A 17646-nucleotide genomic window follows, 5' to 3' on the forward strand; every position below is an offset into this window, starting at 1 on the left:
TTCAGCCCTCGATCTGGCCGAAATCGGCGATCAGGGCTGTTGTCTCGCGGAAGCGGGACAGAAGCTTGAGGCGGTTGGCCCGCACTTCCGGTTCCGGTGCATTGACCGTTACGGCCTCGAAGAAGCGGTCGAGCGTTGGGCGCAGGGCGGCAATGGCCTGCATCGCATCGGTGAAGCGCTCTTCCTTCAGGGCCGTCTCGATCGCAGGGACGGCCTGATCCAGACCGGCAGCCAGAGCGCGCTCTTCGTCCTGCGTATAGAGAGCCGGATCGGGCGCGCCGGTATGCGGGCCGTCCTTTTTGTCCTCGATGCGCAGGATGTTGGCGGCGCGCTTGGCGGCGGCGAGCAGGTTGCGCCCGTCTTCCGTCTGGATCATCTCCGACAGCGCCGAGGTCCGGGCCAGAAGCCGGACCAGATCGCCATCAAGCCCCCCAGCCAGCGTTGCGGCCAGCACGTCATGCCGCTCGCCTTCGCTGCGAAGCTGCACGCGCAGACGTTCGGCAATGAAGTCCGGCAGCTTGGCCAGCTCGCCACCTGTCCGGCCATTGGTAGCCTGTGCGAACAGTGCCGTCAGGTCCAGACGCAGCCCGTTGTCACGGATCGTGCGGATGATGCCGAGGGCTGCACGACGCAGCGCATACGGATCGCCCGAACCGCTCGGCAGTTCACCAATGGCAAAGAATCCGGCCAGCAGATCCAGCCGGTCCGCAAGCGCTACAGCGACCGAAACCGGTGCTTTCGCGGTGTCGTCGGACTGACCGCGCGGCAGGTAATGCTCTGCCACAGCGCGGGATACAGCTTCGTCCTCGCCATCATGCGCCGCATAATAGCCGCCCATGATGCCCTGAAGTTCAGGGAACTCGCCGACCATTCCGGTCGTCAGATCCGCCTTGGCCAGCAGACCTGCGCGCTCGGCCTGGGCGATCTGCGCGCCGTCAAGCCCCATGGCCTGCGCCACGGTGCCCGCAAGCTTTGAGATCCGCTCGGCGCGTTCGGCCTGCGTTCCCAGCTTGGCGTGGAACGTCACGGCTGCCAGCGTGGGAACGCGGTCCGCCAGTTTGGTCTTTCGGTCCAGATCCCAGAAATGCCGCGCATCGGCAAAACGGGCGCGCAGCACGCGCTCATTGCCCGCAGTCGTCAGTTTGCCGCCATCCTTGAACGGCAGATTGCCGACAAACGCGAAATAGGGCGCGGCCTTGCCGTCCGGATTGCGCAGGGCAAAATAGCGCTGGTTGATCCGCATGGAGACCTGCATCACTTCGGCAGGCAGATCCATGAATGCTGCGTCGATCTTACCCAGAAGCGGTACCGGATATTCGACCAGTCCGCAGACTTCATTGACCAGCCCGTCATCCTGCACGACCGTAATACCATGCTGGCCCGCCAGACGCGCCACACCGGTGCGCACCATGTCGCGGCGGCTGTCCATGTCCACGATAACCGAGCGCGTCTCAAGCTCTTCCTGCCACTGCTGGCCGGACAGGATCTCGAACGGTCCCGGCGCCAGAAAGCGATGGCCTTCGGAGAGGTTGGATGCCTTCAGACCATGTGCGTCGTCCCCTTCGCGGGCGAGGGCGAACGGCACGACATGCCCGTCCAGCAAACAGGCGATCCGGCGCAGCGGGCGGACCCAGGTGAAGTTCGAGCCCGCACCCCAGCGCATGGATTTCGGCCAGGGGAATTTCCACAGAAGCTCGGGCACAGCTTCGGTCACGCGGCTTTCCGCGCTTACCGGATCGAGCGATTTGTTCAGAACCCAGAAGCCGTTTTCCAGCGTCAGCTCATCCGGTGTGACGCCATGCTTTCGGGTGAATCCGGCCAGAGCCTTCTCTGGCGCACCCTCACGCGGGCCGCGTTCTGACACGCTGCGGGCCGGGATTTCGGCATCGACGGTCAGGATTGCCGCAATGCGACGGGCGCCGAAGAACGTGCGCAGATCGCGCGGGTTCAGGCCATCCAGTGCCTTCGTGAGCAGCGAACCGAGATCATCGGCCGCGCGGGCCTGCATGCCGGAGGGGATTTCCTCGCTGAACAGTTCGATAAAGAGTTCAGCCATGGGACGTCTCCTCCTCACCGGCGAGCCAGGCTTCGCAGGCGGCTTTGGCAAGCGCTCGGACGCGCCCGATATAGGATGCGCGCTCGGAGACGGAGATCACGCCTCGCGCATCGAGCAGATTGAACAGATGGGAGGCCTTGAGGCACTGGTCATAGGCGGGCTGGGCCACACCGGCCTCGGAGAGGCGCATGGACTCACGCTCGGCATCGTTGAAATGGGTCAGCAGCATCTGCGTGTCGGCGAGCTCGAAATTGTGGCGCGAATAGTCCTGTTCGGCGCGCAGGAACACGTCGCCATAGGTCAGGCCCTTGCCGTTGAAATCGAGGTCATAGACGTTCTCGACGCCCTGCACATACATTGCCAGCCGCTCGAGCCCGTAGGTCAGCTCCGTGGACGGCAGGACGGTCGGAATGCCACCGACCTGCTGGAAATAGGTGAACTGCGAGACTTCCATCCCGTCACACCAGACTTCCCAGCCCAGTCCCCAGGCGCCGATGGTCGGGTTTTCCCAGTCATCCTCGACGAATCGGATATCGTGCAGTTCGGGGTCGATCCCGATGGCGCGATAGCTGTCGAGCAGAAGCTGCTGGCTGTCTTCCGGTGTCGGCTTGAGCAGCACCTGATACTGGTAATAGTGCTGAAGACGGTTCGGGTTCTCGCCATAGCGGCCATCCGACGGACGGCGGCAGGGCTGCACATAGGCGGCGGCCCAAGGCTTGGGGCCGAGTGCGCGGAGCGTGGTGTGAGGGGAGAGCGTGCCTGCTCCGAGTTCGGTATCGTAAGGCTGCAGAATGGCGCAGCCCTTCTCGGACCAGAATTGATGAAGGCGCAGGATCAGGTCCTGAAAGCAGAGCGGCCGGGTCGCAGACAATTCGATAGGCTCCGGTTGGCAGAAATCGGGCGCCACCTTACAGGCACAGGCCCTCAACCGGAAGGGAGCGTCATTTCGCCGATCTTGTAGACTGGGCGCGAGTGCATCATATGATTGAGGCTCTGCAATTTCTTCATCTGGAAGGATGATGACGATGAACAACGAAGAACGCGATCTGATCGCCCGTTTCGTCGCCCGTGTCGGGGGAGGGCCGCAGGTCACGGGGCCTGGACAGCCACCGGCCGCGCCTCTGCCGCCGATCGACCCTGAAGCGGACCGCTTCATCGCTGAAAACTTCCAGAAATATCCGGAAGCCCGCTATCGCGTCACGCAGATGGCCGTGGTGCAGGAAGCCGCGCTGGCGCAGGCCCAGAACCGCATCCGCCAGCTCGAGTTCCAGCTCCAGCAGGCCCAGCAGCAGCTCGCGCAGGTCCAGCAGTCGGGCGGGTCCAAGCCGGGACTGTTCGGTGGTCTGTTCGGCGGCGGTAACCGTCCGCAGCAGTCGGCACCGCCGCCGGGCTGGGGTTCGCAGGCCGCTCCTCCGCCAAACTTTATGCCGCAGCAGCAGTATGCCTATCCGCCGGGTTATCAGCCGGGCATGTTCCAGCGCGGTGGTTCGGGCTTCCTTGGCTCGGCCCTGACGACGGCCGCAGGTGTGGCTGGCGGCATGATGGCTGCCAATGCGCTTGAAGGCCTGTTCTCCGACCATCACGGTGGTGGCGATGCTGCCGGTGGCTGGGGTGCGGGTGGCGACACCATCATCAACAACTATGGCGGTGACGCCTCGGCCTCCGATCCCTTTGGCGGGGCCGGAACCGATGCCGGCAGCTTCTCCGATTCCGACTTTGGCGGCGGCGGCGATGCTGGTGGTGGCGGAGATTTCGGCGGCGGTGACGGCGGCGGCTTCGACGACATGTTCTGATCCTGTCTTTATCAGACAGCCATTATTCAAAACCCGTCCGGACGTGATGTCCGGGCGGGTTTTTTGATGTTTGCCAACCGGGCGGCCTATGCTGCGTTCGCTTTCATGACTGTCCCCATTTCCCAGCCGGGAGGCCATACTTGATGTCCCAATCCGCCCCGACCGCCGATTTCCGCGATCTCTGCGCTTTTGATACGCTCGAAGACGGGAAGATCACGCCGTTTTCCCTGGACGGCACGCCGGTGGTTCTCATCCGGGAAGGAGAGAATGTGCATGGTTTCGCCGGAAAATGCCCCCATAAGGAGGCACCGCTGGAGCAGGGGGCTTTCTGCCAGACGGAAAAAGGCAGCATGCTGGTCTGTCCCTGGCACAAGGCGGTTTTTGATGCGACGGATGGCAGCCTCGTCGAACCACTGGCGCTCGATCCCCTGCCGCAGTACCCGGTCCAGATCGTTGATGGCCGTGTTCTGGTCGGGCTGAAGCCGAAGCAGCGTCAGGCTCCGGAAAAACGGCAGGAAAACGAGAGCGTCCTGCTTCTCGGAGCCGGAGCTGCGGCCGTCAGTGCGGCGGTGACGCTCCGGGCGGAAGGGTTCGCGGGCACCATCACGATGGTCAGCGAGGAAAAGGATCTTCCTTACGACCGCACCGCCCTGAGCAAGACCGTCCTCGTCAGCGAATCCGAAAAGGCCCATGCGCCCCCCGTTCGGGAAGAAGAATTCTACACCCAGCGCGGCATCACCCGCGTCCGGGGCCATGTGGCGCAGTTCGATCCTCAGACCCGCAGGGCCAGACTACAGGACGGAACGGAACTGACGGCCGATCATGTTCTGATCGCGACGGGGGCCGTGACCAGAAAGCCGGATATTCCGGGCGTGGACATGAAGGGCGTCTATACGCTGCATCGTGAGGCGGATGCGGAGCGGATCGCCGCCATTCTGGATCCCGATCTGGCGGTGACGATCGTGGGGGCGGGATTCATCGGGCTTGAGGCGGCTTCGTCCCTGCGGCAACGCGGCGTGGGTGTGACGATCATCTCCGACAGCGAAATCCCGATGGAAAAGCAGTTTGGCCGCGAAATCGGTATCCGCCTGCGCCAGTTGCATGAAGAAAACGGCGTGGCGTTTGTCTCGGATGCGCGGGTCACGAAGATCTATGCCGAGGAAGGCGGGGACGGAACGGCTTCGGGTGTGGAGCTCGATGACGGCACCCGTCTGCCCGCCGCGTTTGTGCTGCTGGGCGTGGGTGTGACACCCGCCACGGATTATGTGTCGGGTCTGGAGCGCGATGAGAGCGGCGCGATTGTCGTGAACGGACAGATGCGCGTGACCAGAGGCGGCGAGGGCGGGGTCTATTCCAACGTGTATGCAGCCGGAGATGCATCCGCCGTTTTCCATGACGGCGCACCACGGCGAATCGAGCATTGGCGCCATGCTGAAGTGCAGGGGCGGATCGCCGCGCTCGCGATGATGGGACATGACACCCCCAACGTGCCAATGCCCTGGTTCTGGACGCAGCAGTTCGGCAAGAAGATCGAGCTTCTGGGCTGGGGGGAGAGCTTCGATAACGTGGCGCTGGAAGGCGATATCCGCGGATTCAAGTTCCTTGCGACCTATCTCAGAGACGGCAGGCCCATCGCCCTGGCCGGGGCCGGACATGCCGCCGACATGGCGCGGGCTGCGGTCGATTTCGATGGTTTCATGCAGGAAAAGGCCTGAACGCGCCCTCAAGGTCGCAGAAAACTTGACATGAGAGGGCCGTCCCGGCTTCCTGCGCCCACTTATCCGCACAGGACGTTGAAGAGGCCCGACATGCATCCATACCGCACCCATGACTGTAGCGCCCTGCGTGAGGAGAATGCCGGGCAGATTGTCCGCCTTTCCGGCTGGGTGCACAGCAAGCGCGATCATGGCGGCCTGCTGTTCATCGACCTGCGCGACCATTATGGCGTAACGCAGATCGTCATCCCCGCTGGCACGGACCTGCTGGAAAAGGCCGAGCGCCTGCGCGTCGAGAGCGTCATCACCGTGACCGGCAAGGTCGTGGTCCGTCACGGCTCCCAGCGTAACCCGAACCTGCCGACCGGTGACGTCGAAGTTCTGGCCGATGCCCTTGAGGTCCGCTCCAGCGCCGAAGTCCTGCCGTTCCAGGTGGCGGGCAACGAGAACTACCCCGAAGACCTGCGCCTGAAGTATCGCTACATCGACCTGCGCCGCGACAAGATGCACCAGAACATCATGCTCCGCAGCAAGGTCATCACGAGCCTGCGTCAGCGCATGATCGAGCAGGGCTTCACCGAGTTCCAGACCCCCATCCTGACGGCTTCGTCCCCCGAAGGTGCGCGCGACTTCCTCGTTCCGGCGCGTCTGCATCCAGGCAAGTTCTACGCCCTGCCGCAGGCTCCGCAGCAGTTCAAGCAGCTTGCGATGGTCGCCGGTTTCGACCGCTACTTCCAGATCGCACCCTGCTTCCGCGATGAAGCCTCGCGCGCTGACCGGAGCCCGGGCGAGTTCTACCAGCTCGATTTCGAGATGTCCTTTGTCACGCAGGAGGATGTCTTCACCGTGCTCGAACCCGTCCTCGCCGGTGTGTTCAACGAGTTCACGCCCGAAGGCTGGAAGATCACGGAGGGCGCATTCCCGCGCATTCCCTATGCCGACGCCATGCGTGACTACGGCTCCGACAAACCGGACCTGCGCAACCCGCTGATTATCAAGGACGTCACGGATGCTTTCCGCGATTCCGGTTTTGGCCTGTTCGCCAAGATTGCAGCGTCGGGCGGTCAGATCCGCGCCATCCCGGCTCCGGGTGCGGGTGATCGTCCGCGCGGCTTCTTCGACAAGCTGAACAGCTGGGCCCGTGAAAACGGTGCCGGTGGTCTGGGCTACATCATCTTCGAGGAAGAGGGCGGCAAGGGCCCGATCGCCAAGAACCTCGAAGCCGATCGCGTCGAGAGCATCCGCGAAATTTGCGGTCTCAAGGCCGGGGATGCCGTGTTCTTCGCTGCAGGCAAGGGCGATGAAGTCGCCAAGTTCTCTGGCGTGGTGCGCACCAAGGTCGCAACCGAGCTGGACCTGATCGAGAAGAACGCGTTTCGTTTCTGCTGGGTCGTGGACTTCCCGATGTATGAGCTGAACGAGGAAACCGGGAAGGTCGACTTCTCGCACAACCCGTTCTCCATGCCGCAGGGTGGCCTCGAGGCCCTGAACACGCAGGACCCGCTGACGATCAACGCCTATCAGTACGACATCGTCTGCAACGGCGTGGAATTGTCCTCGGGCGCAATCCGGAACCATCTGCCGGAAGTCATGCTCCGCGCGTTTGAAATCGCAGGCTATGGCCCCGAAGTCGTGGAAGAGCGCTTCGGTGGCATGCTGAACGCCTTCCGTTACGGTGCCCCGCCGCATGGTGGTGCCGCACCGGGCGTGGATCGTATCGTGATGCTGCTGGCCGATGAGCCGAACATCCGCGAAGTCATTCTCTTCCCGCTCAACCAGAGCGGCGAGGACCTGATGATGGAAGCTCCGGCCCCGGTCGAACCGGCCCGTCTGAAGGAACTGCATCTGGCGCTCGACCTGCCGAAGCCCAAGCCGACCGCCAGCAAGTAAGCCTTACGCAGCGTCGTTCGCTGTTGAAAACCGGCATCTTTCATTCGGGAGATGCCGGTTTTTTCATATCGTCTGCAACACTTCGTCATTTCTATCGTTGGAGAAACAGATCCCAACCTTCAAGGCAGACACTCCAATGGTCGACGGCAAGAAAAACGCCTTCCTGACAGACGTGCAGACGCTGCGCGCAAACGCAAAGAAATCCCTCGACGACGGTGCGGTGACCGCTACCTACAAGGGGGACGTCAAGACCACGATCGATATCCTTCAGGCTGTTGTGGCGACCGAACTTGTCTGCGTTCTGCGCTACACGATGCACGCCATTTCCGTTGAAGGCCTGACCAGCGAGAGTGTCGGCGCCGAGTTCAACGAACACGCAGCCTCCGAGCGCAAGCACATGCTGGCCGCTGCAAACCGCATCGACCAGCTTGGCGGCCTGCCGAACTTCAACCCCGAGGGGCTCGCCACACGCTCCGCCACCGAATACGGCGATGGCGGCAACCTCGTGGAAATGGTGAAGCAGGACCTGATCGCCGAGCGTGTCGTGATCGAACATTATCAGGAACTGATCCGTTATTTCGGCGACAATGATCCCACGACCCGCATCATGCTCGAAGGCTTCCTGGCCGATGAGGAAGATCACGCCACAGATCTGCATGACCTGCTCGTCGCCCATGAAGGCAAGCCGTTCCTGTCGTAGATCTAAAATATCCGGGCATATTGTCAGGGCGTCTTTCCGGATGGAGAGGCGCCTTTGTGCATTTATAAGCTACCAATGAATCCGTATGCCACCCGTAATGGCTGCGCTTCCCCCTGCTGCGCCCTGAATGGTGTCCCGATGTCCTCCAAAGAAACTGGCTGTGAGGTCAACGCCCGGAAGTGATTTCAGCGGATAGGAGAAGGTCGTCGTGACCCCCTTTTCCTCCATCAGCGGAGACTGGGCAGCCCGCTCCACGTCAAACGGACCGACCTTCGAGAGGTGCGACAGATCCAGAGGTGCCCATTCCGGTCTGACCGGGAAGGCTTCTCTCTTCTGGGTAAAAGAAAAGCCGCGAGCCGGCGCCAGAATTTCCGCGCCTTTCATGGAGTTGACGGTCGGGCGCCCTCCGGGCACCCGGGGCGGAACATTCCGGTGAGGTGGCATGAAGTAGGATGGTGCTTCAGCACGAAGCGGAGATGTCCATAAACCACTCAGGACGACCGCAGCGAGCCGCCAGTCAGGACGGGTCAGGGGACGGGCCACGGCAGCAGGCTCTCGGCGTGGCCGGAGCCCGAAAAATGGTGCGGCAATCACTGCTGACCCTCCCAACGAAAACAAAGACTGGGAACGTCGGTAATCGCGGGGTCTCTCGCTACGCAAGATGCGGAGAAGCCTCTATAGATGTGTTAAAAATACAACTGTCAATAAAATAACAAGATTAAGAACGACACTTTTGGACTATTTATAGACAATAGTTGCAAATATAACGCACATAAACTTCTGTATCTTTATGTTTCAGGTGACGAGACGTTTCTGAAATCCGCAATACAAAATCATGCGCTGCCCCGATTTCGCCATAGCTGCGCCGCATCGGCGTCAACAGCGCAATGGCATCATCTTTCCGTGACAAGGCGTCATGGAAAGGAGAGCATTGATGCTGAAACATCTGTCAGGGATCTTGGCTGTTTCCGCCCTGTTTGCAGGTACGATGGCGATTGCGCCAATGACGGGAACAGCCCATGCACAGTTCGTGCCCTATAGCGGCCCTTACCGCCAGCCGCCTCCGCCGCCGCATGTTCTGCCCGAACCTGTCCCGCCCCACCATGGCGACATGCGCTGGATTCCGGGACACTGGCGCTGGAGTGGGAACGGCTATCAATGGCAGCCAGGCCATCTGACGCGACGATTCAATCTCCGTCATGCCTGATACGGGCCGGGGCCGGAGCCGTGTCTCCGGCCCCCTTGTGCTGTCAGACTGTGACCAGGACCGGAACGTGATCGGAGGCCTTTTCCTTCGCGCGCTCGTCCTTGTCGATCACGAAAGCTTTCAGCCGTTCCGTCAGGCGTGGAGAGAGCAGCGCATGATCGATCCGCAGTCCTGAGTTCCGCTGGAACGCTGCCGCCTGATAGTCCCAGAACGTATAATGCCGACCGGTGGGATGCAGAGCGCGCAGGGCATCCGTCAGCCCCATCCATTCCAGCCTGCGGAAAGCCGCCCGCGTCTCGGGGCGCACTAGCGCGTCAGCCGGCGAGAGGGCGCCGGGGGCCAGATCTTCGTCCGTCGGGCAGACATTGAAATCCCCGATGAACGCAAACGGCTTTTCCGCATCAAGCAGAACCTGCGCCCGGGCTGCCAGCGCGTCGAAAAAGGCGAGCTTGGTCGCGTAACCGTCTTCACCACCGGAATTGCCGTTGGGCAGATAGAGATTGCCGATCGTTATCCCGTCGAGTTCCGCCTCGATATAGCGGGCGGACGGATGGTTGAAACCGGGAAGCGTATGATGCGTGACCGTGAACGGCCGCCGCCCGATCAGCGCCACGCCATTATAGGCTTTCTGCCCCGACGTCGCGACGTGCAGTCCGGCTTCGGCGAACACGGCCGGAAACTGGCTGTCTTCGCATTTGATTTCCTGAAGGCACAGCAGGTCACATTCCGGATGACGCTCCAGCCAGTCCTGAACATGATGGGCACGGGCGCGGATGGAATTGATGTTCCAGCTTGCGAAGGTAAAGGGCGTGGCGGTCATCGGATCAGGCCAGCGAGAAGCTGGTGCCGCAGCCACAGGACGACGCCGCATTGGGATTCGTGACCGTGAAATGCGCCCCCATCAGCTTGTCCACGAATTCCAGTTCCGCATTCTCCAGCAAATCGAGGCTGGTCGTATCAACGAACACCTTCGCGCCGTCACGCTCAATGACGACATCGTCCGGAGCCTGATCCCGCTCCAGCCGGAACTGGTACTGGAACCCGTTGCAGCCGCCAGCCAGAACCGCAACACGCAGCGCAAGCCCGTCAGGCTCGGGCTGGGCTGCGATAATGTCCTTGATGCGGGCGGCGGCGCTGGCGGAAATGCTGAAAGGCACGGTGTCGGACATGGGCGTGTGTTCCCGGAATCTGAAAAGGCGGCTGGACCCTGCTGGCCCCAGCAAGACGGCTGCGGTCCTGATTATATGGTCAGAGCGGCGTCGAGGGCAAAGGGCGCGTGGTTGCACGCGCGCCGGGCTGGCGTAGAATAAAACCGTGATCCGGCCGGAAACGGCGCTCTACCGGCCATAAGGCTTCGGGGCAGGGGTTACAGCCAGACGGCTCACACACAGGATATGTCTTGATGGTAGCGATCTACGCGGTACAGGACTCCGGCTCCCGGGGACGGCTCTATCCCGAAGTGGAAAGCCCCGTCCGTTCCCCTTGGCAAAGGGACCGCGACCGCGTGCTGCACTCGGCCGGGTTTCGTACCCTGCAATACAAGACGCAGGTCTTCATCAACCATGAAGGCGATTTCTTCCGCACCCGCCTGACGCATTCGCTCGAAGTCGCGCAGATCGCGCGCTCGATCGCCCGCAGTCTGGACCTGAACGAAGACCTGACGGAAACTGTTTCGCTCGCCCATGATCTCGGCCACACACCGTTCGGTCATGCCGGTGAGGACGCACTTGCGCTCGCGATGAAGGACTGGGGCGGCTTCGATCACAATACCCAGTCCCTGCGTCTCGTGACGGCTCTTGAAGCGCGCTACCATGCCTTCGATGGCCTGAACCTGACCTGGGAAGCACTGGAGGGCCTCGCTAAACATAATGGCCCGGTCAAACGCCCCACGCCCTATTTCGTGGAATACGACGCAAAGCATCATCTGGACCTGCAAAGCCATGCCTCGGCCGAAGCACAGGTCGCAGCCATGTCGGACGATATCGCCTATCACGGCCATGACCTCGATGACGGTCTGCGCGCCGGGCTACTGTCCTTTGAAGATATCGAGGATCTGCCGCTGGTCGGAGACGCCCTGCGTCGCTCCCGCGAAATGGAGCGGCAGATTGGGCGGGAGGCGTCCGATCAGGCCCAGCGCGTGCGTCATGAAACCATCCGCGTCGTTATTAACCAACTCGCTACTGACCTGACCAACCAGACGCGCCGGAACCTTGAGGCGCTCAACCCGCAATCGGCTGACGACATCCGCCATGCCGGCTACCCCGTGGTGGCGTTCAGCCCGGAAATGCGCGAGGCCAACAAGGCCATCCGCAAGTTCCTCTATGCCCGCATGTACCGGCACTGGCGCGTCAACCGCATGGCGCGGAAGGCCAAGATCGCGGTCCGGGAAATCTTCGACATCCTCTCCGAAGATCCCGGCCTTCTGCCCGATCCGCTGCGGGGGCATGCAAAAGCCGCTGATGACGTGCAGCGCAGGCGTCTGGTGGCCGATTATATTGCCGGAATGACCGATCGTTTCGCGATGGAAGAACATCGACGGTTGACGGACCTCTCCGTGCTGGGCTGATAGAGCCTCTGATCTGAAGACGCGTTACAGGAATCGAGCTGAAATGGCCGCTGACACCACGACCCTTACGACTGACTGTCTCTTTGCCCGCACCCGGGTTCAGGTGTGCGACGCTCTGCGATCGGTCGTCCCCGGCCTGCCGGAAGAGGTGGTGCAGCGCGTCGATCTGACTCCTACCCGTGACCCGTCCCACGGCGACATGGCGACGAACGCTGCCATGCTTGCCGCCAAGCCCGCGCGCCGTAAGCCCGCCGAAATCGCCGCCGAACTGGTCGAGAAGCTCGCCGCCCTGCCGGAAGTCGCCAAGGCCGAAGCCGCAGGCCCGGGCTTCGTGAACCTGACGCTCAAGCCCGAAGTCCTGCAGGGCGTCGCCGTCTCGATCCTCAAGGCTGGTGACCGCTATGGTCGCTCCACGATGGGGCAGGGGACGCGCGTGAACGTGGAATACGTCTCCGCCAACCCGACCGGCCCGATGCATGTCGGTCACTGCCGCGGTGCGGTGGTTGGCGATGCGCTGGCCAACCTGCTCGAAGCGGCTGGTAACACCGTCACGCGCGAATACTATATCAACGATGCCGGAACGCAGGTCGTCGCCCTGACCTGGGCCACGTACTGGCGCTATCTTCAGGTCATCGGCACGGAGATTTCCGCGGATGATTTCAGTCCGCTGACCCCGAACGGCCTGCAATATCAGGGCGAGTATCTGATCCCTGTTGCCCGGAGCATCGCTGACAAGCATGGGCGCACGCTTGCCAACGCCGAAGGCGGCCCGGCCGATCCGTCCGTCTGGTTCGAGACCGTGCGGCGCGATGCCCTGACGCAGATGATGGCTGCCATCCGCGAGGATCTGGAAGCGCTGGGCATTTCGCATGAAGTCTTCGCCAGCGAAGCCGAAACGCTGGCCAGTGGCCGCGTGGATGCCGCGATCGCGAAGCTCGACAGCAAGGGCCTGCTCTATGAAGGCGTGCTGGAGCCGCCCAAGGGCAAGATGCCGGAAGATTGGGAGGCCCGCCCGCAGACGCTCTTCCGCTCCACCGAGTTCGGCGACGATCAGGACCGCGCGCTCCGCAAGTCCGACGGCACCAACACCTATTTCGCAAACGACATCGGCTATCACGCCCAGAAGGCCGAGAATGCTGACGTCTTGATCGACGTCCTTGGCGCCGATCACGGCGGGTACGTTTCCCGCATGCGCGCCGCGATTTCGGCCCTGACGGATGGCAAGACCGGCTTTGAAGTCGTGATGTGCCAGATCGTGCGCGTCGTGAAAAACGGCGAGCCTGTCCGCATGTCCAAGCGTGCCGGCACGTTCGTCACCCTGCGCGACCTGCTGGACGAAGTGGGCCGCGACGCCGTGCGCTTCACGATGCTGACCCGCAAGGCCGATGCACAGATGGAGTTCGATCTGGACGCCGTTGTCGCCCAGACGCGCGATAACCCCGTGTTCTACGTTCAGTACGCTCATGCCCGCTGCCGCTCGGTCCTGCGTTCGGCTGAGACGATGTTCGGCGCGGACGCCGTGACGTCGGAGGCTCTGTGCAGCGCCGATCTGTCCAACCTGTCTTCGGACGTTGAACTGGCCGTCCTGCGCCGTTTGGCTGCATTCCCGCGCAGTGTCGAAGCCGCCGCCACGGCGCGTGAGCCGCACCGGATCGCGACCTATTGCATTGATCTGGCCTCCGATTTCCATGCCCTGTGGAACCGGGGCCGCGAAGATACCACCCTGCGCTTCCTGCATGAGAACGACCGTGCAACCAGCCTCGCCAAGCTGGCGCTGGTTTCGGCCATCGCGGGAACGCTGCGCTGTGCCCTCACCATTCTCGGCGTCGTGCCGGTAGAGGAAATGCGATGAGCCCGGAAAACGATCAGGATCGCAACCGCCCCGATCCGGGCGATTACGCCCGCGCCCCGAAGCAGCCTGCGGGTCCGGCTTCGGGAGCGCGCCCGCAGGCGCGTTTCGACCGCGAACGGCTGAGCAACGACTATGACGATGAACCCCCGCCGCGCCGTCGTCCGGCAGCCGCTGGCGGAGCCTCCGGGGCAGGACGTCTGACGTCCGTGCTGGGCAACGATCCCGCCACGCGCAAGCTGGTTGGTGGTGCGGTCGGTATCGGCGTCGTGCTTCTGCTGGCGGTCGGCGGCTGGTCGCTCATGGGCAGCCATCATGGTGGCATTCCCATCATTGGTCCGCCGCCGGGCCCTGTGAAAGACCGGCCGGCCGATCCGGGCGGGATGCAGATCATGGGTGGTGACGATGGCGACACGGACATGACCGGCAATGGCGAGGCGCATCTCGCTCCCGGTCCGGAACAGCCGGATACGAAAGCGCTGGCCCGTCAGTATGGCGTCCCGCCGGGAACGCCTGCGCCGGAAACACCAAAAGCCGATGCCCCCAAGGCAGATGGTGCGGCTCCGGACAATGCGCCCGCAGCCCAGCCGCCTGCCATTCTGCCTGAAGCCGCCGCGCCTGCCGATACGGGGCAGATGTCTCCGGGTACCGCGCTGCCTGCCACCGTTCCGGAGAAACCGCAGGATCAGGCAGCGGCACCGGCCGAGACGCCGAAGGCTGCACCGCCCAAGGAAGCGCCGAAGAAGGAAGAGGCGCCTGTCCATCACGCCGTACGGCCAGCCGAGAAGCCGCTTCCCGCGCCGGTTCCGGAGCCTGAGAATGTCGGACCGCCGAAAGCCGCCGCTCCGGCTGCGGAAACATCCGGCGGGACGCATGAAGTCCAGCTCGGTGCGCTCGACAGCGAAGCCGCAGCCCGGAAGGAATGGGATAGCCTGCGCCATCAGGCCCCGGCCCTGTTCGCAGGCCATACGCCACTGTTCGAGAAGACCACACGTGGGGATCATACCTTCGTGCGGCTGCGGATCGGCGGCTTTGCGGATCTCAAATCTGCGCGCGCTTACTGTGTGAAGCTGCACGCGCAGTCCGTCGCCTGTACGCCGGCCCAGTTCTGAGAGCTGGCGTTTGAGCGAGACACTTCATCTGACGCTTGACGGGTTTGAGGGGCCGCTGGACCTGCTCCTCGATCTGGCCCGCAGGCAGAAGGTGGATCTGGCGAAAATCTCCATCCTGCAACTGGTGGAGCAGTATCTGGCCGTCGTGGACAAGGCTCGTGCGGAAGCGCGGAGCCTGCGGCTGGAACTGGCGGCAGACTGGCTGGTCATGGCCGCGTGGCTCGCCTGGCTGAAATCCAAGCTGCTCCTGCCCGCCGAAAACGAGGATCCGGACGCCGAAGACGCGATCGAACTGCTTCAGGAACGCCTGATCGAACTGGAGCGGATGCGCGCCGCTGCCCGGTGGCTGGCCGAACAGCCCCGTCTGGGGGTGAACGTGTTCCGGCGCGGGCTGGGCGAGGATCATACAGAAATCGATCGCTCCGGTCTGCGTGTGGACATGCCCGCGCTGATCACGGCCTATCTTTCTGCCCGTCGCAGAACAGGGCGCCGACGCGTCTATGCGCCACGGGCCCGTCGTTACTGGAGCGTGCAGGATGCGCTGTCCCGCCTCAAGCGCCTTCTGGGGACTGACACTGTGGTCGGCTGGCAGACCCTGACTTCCCTTCTGCCGGACCCGAACGAACTGGACGGTGAAGAGGGCCCTTATGGGCGCAATGCCGCTCTCGCAGGTACGCTGCTGGCAGGGCTCGAAATGGCGAAGGGCGGTGCGCTTGAGCTGCGTCAGCCGGAGGCATTCGGGGAAATCGAATGGCGGGCGGCCACGCCCTCATGACGGATCCCGCAATGCTCGACCGGGCCTGCCTTCTCGTGGAGGCACTCATTTTCGCCAGCCCTGAACCCGTAAAGTCTGCGGCGATTACCGAGCTTCTGACTGCACAATCCATTTCCGTGCCGGTCGAAGAGGCGCTTGAGGCTGTGCGGAGCCGCTACGCCGACCATGCCGTGGAAATGGTGCTGGTCGCGGGTGGCTGGCAGTTCCGCACCCGGCCGGAATTTGCGTCTGCCCTGACGAAAGTTGTGGAAAAGCCCCGGCGCCTGAGTCGCGGCGCGATGGAGACGCTGGCCATCATCGCCTATCACCAGCCCTGCACCCGCGCGGAAATCGAAGCCATCCGTGGCGTCTCGCTCGGGCAGGCGGTTCTTGACGCCCTTCTGGAAGACAGTCTGATTGCCCCCAAAGGTCGCAAGGACGTTCCCGGGCGTCCGGTTCTGTGGGGCACCACGGCGAATTTTCTGGAAAGTTTCGGTCTGCCGGATCTGCGGGGGCTGCCCCGCCGGGAGGACTTCCTGCTGGACCGTGCGCCCACGGAAGCAGAAGACGATGCTTCTGCCGTAGGCGGAACGGAGCAGACAGGCTAGGAATGATGCATGTTTGACTTCAGTTTCTCGGAAATCGCGCTGTTCGTGATGGTGGCGATGGTCTTCATCCGCCCGAAGGACCTGCCGGTTGCCATCCGCACCCTGTCGAACGGGTTAAAGGCGATGCGGCGCATGGCGGCTGAATTCCAGTCCCATGTCGACGAGATGGTTCGTGAAGCCGACCTCTCCGAAGCGCGCGACCAGTTCCGGGACCTGAAGAACTTCAACCTGCGCGACCGTGTCACGAAGGCCATCGACGGCGACAATTCCATCCGGCGCAGTCTGGAACTCGACACGCCCGCAAAAGCGTCCGCTGCCGATCTGCCGAAAGTTCCGCCTGCGCCACCGCTTCCGCCGCCGCCCCTGACCGATCTGGAAACGGTGCCCTACAATGCCCGTCCGCAGTTCGAGCCAGCCGTGGATCTGCCTGTCGAACCGGAACCCGAGCCCAACGACGATGTCGTGGATGCTCCGTCCATTCTGCCCCCCTGCACGGCAAGACGGCTTCTGCATGAGCGCTCCCGCTGGCGGGCACCTGACATCCTGCCGCCCGTCCGCGCCATCCATGCCGGCCGGCGCGTTCCCATTGCGAGCGGAAAGGACGGCGAATGACCGATACCGACAGCATCAACGACACGCCGATGCCGCTCCTCGAGCACCTCGTGGAGCTGCGCAAGCGGCTGATCTGGTCCATCGTGACCTTCGTGATCGCGTTTGCCATCTGCTATCATTATTCGGGCGAGATCTACCGGTTTCTGGCGGCCCCGCTCGGCAACATCATGCGCAAGAACGGGGAGCAGCCGCACCTGATCTATACGGCGCTGTATGAGGCTTTCTTCACCTATATCCGCGTGGCCGTTTTCGGGGCGACCTGCCTGTCTTTTCCGATGATCGCCATACAGGCCTGGATCTTCATCGCCCCCGGCCTGTATCGCAGTGAAAAACGTGCCTTTGCGCCATTCCTGATCGCCACCCCGATCATGTTCCTGATCGGTGCGGCACTCGCCTATTACGTGGTGTTCCCGTACGCATGGCAGTTCTTCCTGTCGTTCCAGACACCGCAGAACACCGCTGGTGGCATGCAGATCGAGCTTCAGGCCAAGGTCTCGGAATATCTGACGCTGGTCACGAAAATGATCCTGGCCTTCGGAGTCTGTTTCGAACTGCCTGTCGTCCTGACCCTGCTGGTGCGTGTCGGTCTGCTGAGTGTGGCGCAGCTCAAGCGCTTCCGCCGCTACGCCGTCGTCGCGTCCTTTGCTGTTGCCGCCGTGATCGCCCCGCCTGATGCGATTACGATGCTGAGCCTCGCCATTCCCCTCGTCGCCCTGTACGAGGTATCCATCCTCACGGCCCGGTTCGTCGAACCGAAACCCATGGCCGCTGATGAAGACTGATG

17 protein-coding genes are annotated in these 17646 nt (G+C 62.8%); 12 read left to right on the top strand and 5 right to left on the bottom strand.

Features of this window, described 5'->3' with window-relative positions; translation table 11 throughout:
- Position 1 precedes the first annotated feature (1 nt).
- Together glyS and KP701_RS07565 are read right to left on the bottom strand one after the other, a co-directional pair.
- Positions 2–2056 carry a glycine--tRNA ligase subunit beta gene (gene glyS / locus KP701_RS07560; RefSeq protein WP_215746593.1) on the bottom strand — a complete coding sequence of 685 codons (2055 nt, stop codon included), beginning with the start codon at positions 2054–2056 and terminating at the stop codon, positions 2–4.
- Positions 2049–2927 carry a glycine--tRNA ligase subunit alpha gene (locus tag KP701_RS07565; RefSeq protein WP_215746595.1) on the bottom strand — a complete coding sequence of 293 codons (879 nt, stop codon included), beginning with the start codon at positions 2925–2927 and terminating at the stop codon, positions 2049–2051. The genes glyS and KP701_RS07565 overlap by 8 nt, the downstream gene beginning before the upstream one ends.
- 154 nt (positions 2928–3081) lie before the next feature.
- Here KP701_RS07565 and KP701_RS07570 point away from each other — a divergent pair, with 154 nt between their 5' ends.
- The 4 genes from KP701_RS07570 (at position 3082) to KP701_RS07585 (ending at position 8154) form a co-directional block, all read left to right on the top strand.
- Complete coding sequence (locus tag KP701_RS07570) at positions 3082–3849, top strand: DUF2076 domain-containing protein (protein WP_215746596.1); 768 nt, start codon at positions 3082–3084, stop codon at positions 3847–3849.
- Positions 3850–3992: 143 nt separating this feature from the next.
- Positions 3993–5564, top strand: coding sequence for an FAD-dependent oxidoreductase (locus KP701_RS07575; protein ID WP_215746597.1), 1572 nt, complete (start codon positions 3993–3995; stop codon positions 5562–5564).
- Positions 5565–5657: 93 nt separating this feature from the next.
- Positions 5658–7454: an aspartate--tRNA ligase gene (gene aspS, locus KP701_RS07580; protein WP_215746598.1), complete on the top strand. Its 1797-nt coding sequence runs from the start codon at positions 5658–5660 to the stop codon at positions 7452–7454.
- 136 nt (positions 7455–7590) lie between these two features.
- The gene (locus KP701_RS07585) at positions 7591–8154 is read left to right on the top strand and encodes a bacterioferritin (RefSeq protein WP_215746599.1); all 564 of its coding nucleotides are present in this window, start codon (positions 7591–7593) and stop codon (positions 8152–8154) included.
- 69 nt (positions 8155–8223) lie between these two features.
- On the opposite strand, the gene KP701_RS16255 is transcribed toward KP701_RS07585, so the two are convergent.
- The gene (locus tag KP701_RS16255) at positions 8224–8697 is read right to left on the bottom strand and encodes a hypothetical protein (RefSeq protein WP_252345478.1); all 474 of its coding nucleotides are present in this window, start codon (positions 8695–8697) and stop codon (positions 8224–8226) included.
- A gap of 391 nt (positions 8698–9088) precedes the next feature.
- On the opposite strand from KP701_RS16255, the gene KP701_RS07595 reads away from it, so the two are divergent.
- Positions 9089–9361 (top strand): YXWGXW repeat-containing protein, encoded by a 273-nt coding sequence (locus tag KP701_RS07595; protein WP_024716818.1) that lies wholly within the window; start codon positions 9089–9091, stop codon positions 9359–9361.
- Between the two features lie 43 nt (positions 9362–9404).
- Here the strand turns inward: KP701_RS07595 and xth are convergent, their stop codons facing one another.
- Together xth and KP701_RS07605 are read right to left on the bottom strand one after the other, a co-directional pair.
- Entirely contained in the window at positions 9405–10181 is a 777-nt protein-coding gene (xth, locus tag KP701_RS07600) for an exodeoxyribonuclease III (protein ID WP_215746600.1), read from the bottom strand.
- Positions 10182–10185: 4 nt separating this feature from the next.
- Positions 10186–10530 carry an iron-sulfur cluster assembly accessory protein gene (locus KP701_RS07605; RefSeq protein ID WP_215746601.1) on the bottom strand — a complete coding sequence of 115 codons (345 nt, stop codon included), beginning with the start codon at positions 10528–10530 and terminating at the stop codon, positions 10186–10188.
- Between the two features lie 233 nt (positions 10531–10763).
- On the opposite strand from KP701_RS07605, the gene KP701_RS07610 reads away from it, so the two are divergent.
- The 7 genes from KP701_RS07610 to tatC are packed head-to-tail and all read left to right on the top strand — an operon-like array spanning position 10764 to position 17644.
- Positions 10764–11927 (top strand): deoxyguanosinetriphosphate triphosphohydrolase, encoded by a 1164-nt coding sequence (locus KP701_RS07610; protein WP_215746602.1) that lies wholly within the window; start codon positions 10764–10766, stop codon positions 11925–11927.
- Between the two features lie 43 nt (positions 11928–11970).
- On the top strand, positions 11971–13779 hold the full coding sequence (gene argS / locus KP701_RS07615; RefSeq protein WP_215746603.1) for an arginine--tRNA ligase: 1809 nt from the start codon (positions 11971–11973) through the stop codon (positions 13777–13779).
- Positions 13776–14888 carry an SPOR domain-containing protein gene (locus KP701_RS07620; RefSeq protein ID WP_215746604.1) on the top strand — a complete coding sequence of 371 codons (1113 nt, stop codon included), beginning with the start codon at positions 13776–13778 and terminating at the stop codon, positions 14886–14888. The genes argS and KP701_RS07620 overlap by 4 nt, the downstream gene beginning before the upstream one ends.
- Positions 14889–14898: 10 nt before the next feature.
- Entirely contained in the window at positions 14899–15663 is a 765-nt protein-coding gene (locus KP701_RS07625) for a ScpA family protein (RefSeq protein WP_215746605.1), read from the top strand.
- Complete coding sequence (gene scpB / locus KP701_RS07630) at positions 15639–16250, top strand: SMC-Scp complex subunit ScpB (protein ID WP_215746606.1); 612 nt, start codon at positions 15639–15641, stop codon at positions 16248–16250. The genes KP701_RS07625 and scpB overlap by 25 nt, the downstream gene beginning before the upstream one ends.
- Before the next feature lie 9 nt (positions 16251–16259).
- On the top strand, positions 16260–16862 hold the full coding sequence (locus tag KP701_RS07635) for a twin-arginine translocase subunit TatB (RefSeq protein WP_215746607.1): 603 nt from the start codon (positions 16260–16262) through the stop codon (positions 16860–16862).
- Positions 16859–17644 (top strand): twin-arginine translocase subunit TatC, encoded by a 786-nt coding sequence (gene tatC / locus KP701_RS07640; protein ID WP_215746608.1) that lies wholly within the window; start codon positions 16859–16861, stop codon positions 17642–17644. Before KP701_RS07635 ends, tatC begins: the two co-directional genes overlap by 4 nt.
- Positions 17645–17646 lie beyond the last annotated feature (2 nt).

The sequence above is a fragment of the Gluconobacter sp. P1C6_b genome (assembly GCF_018811945.1).
In the GTDB taxonomy this organism is placed as follows: Bacteria; Pseudomonadota; Alphaproteobacteria; order Acetobacterales; family Acetobacteraceae; genus Gluconobacter.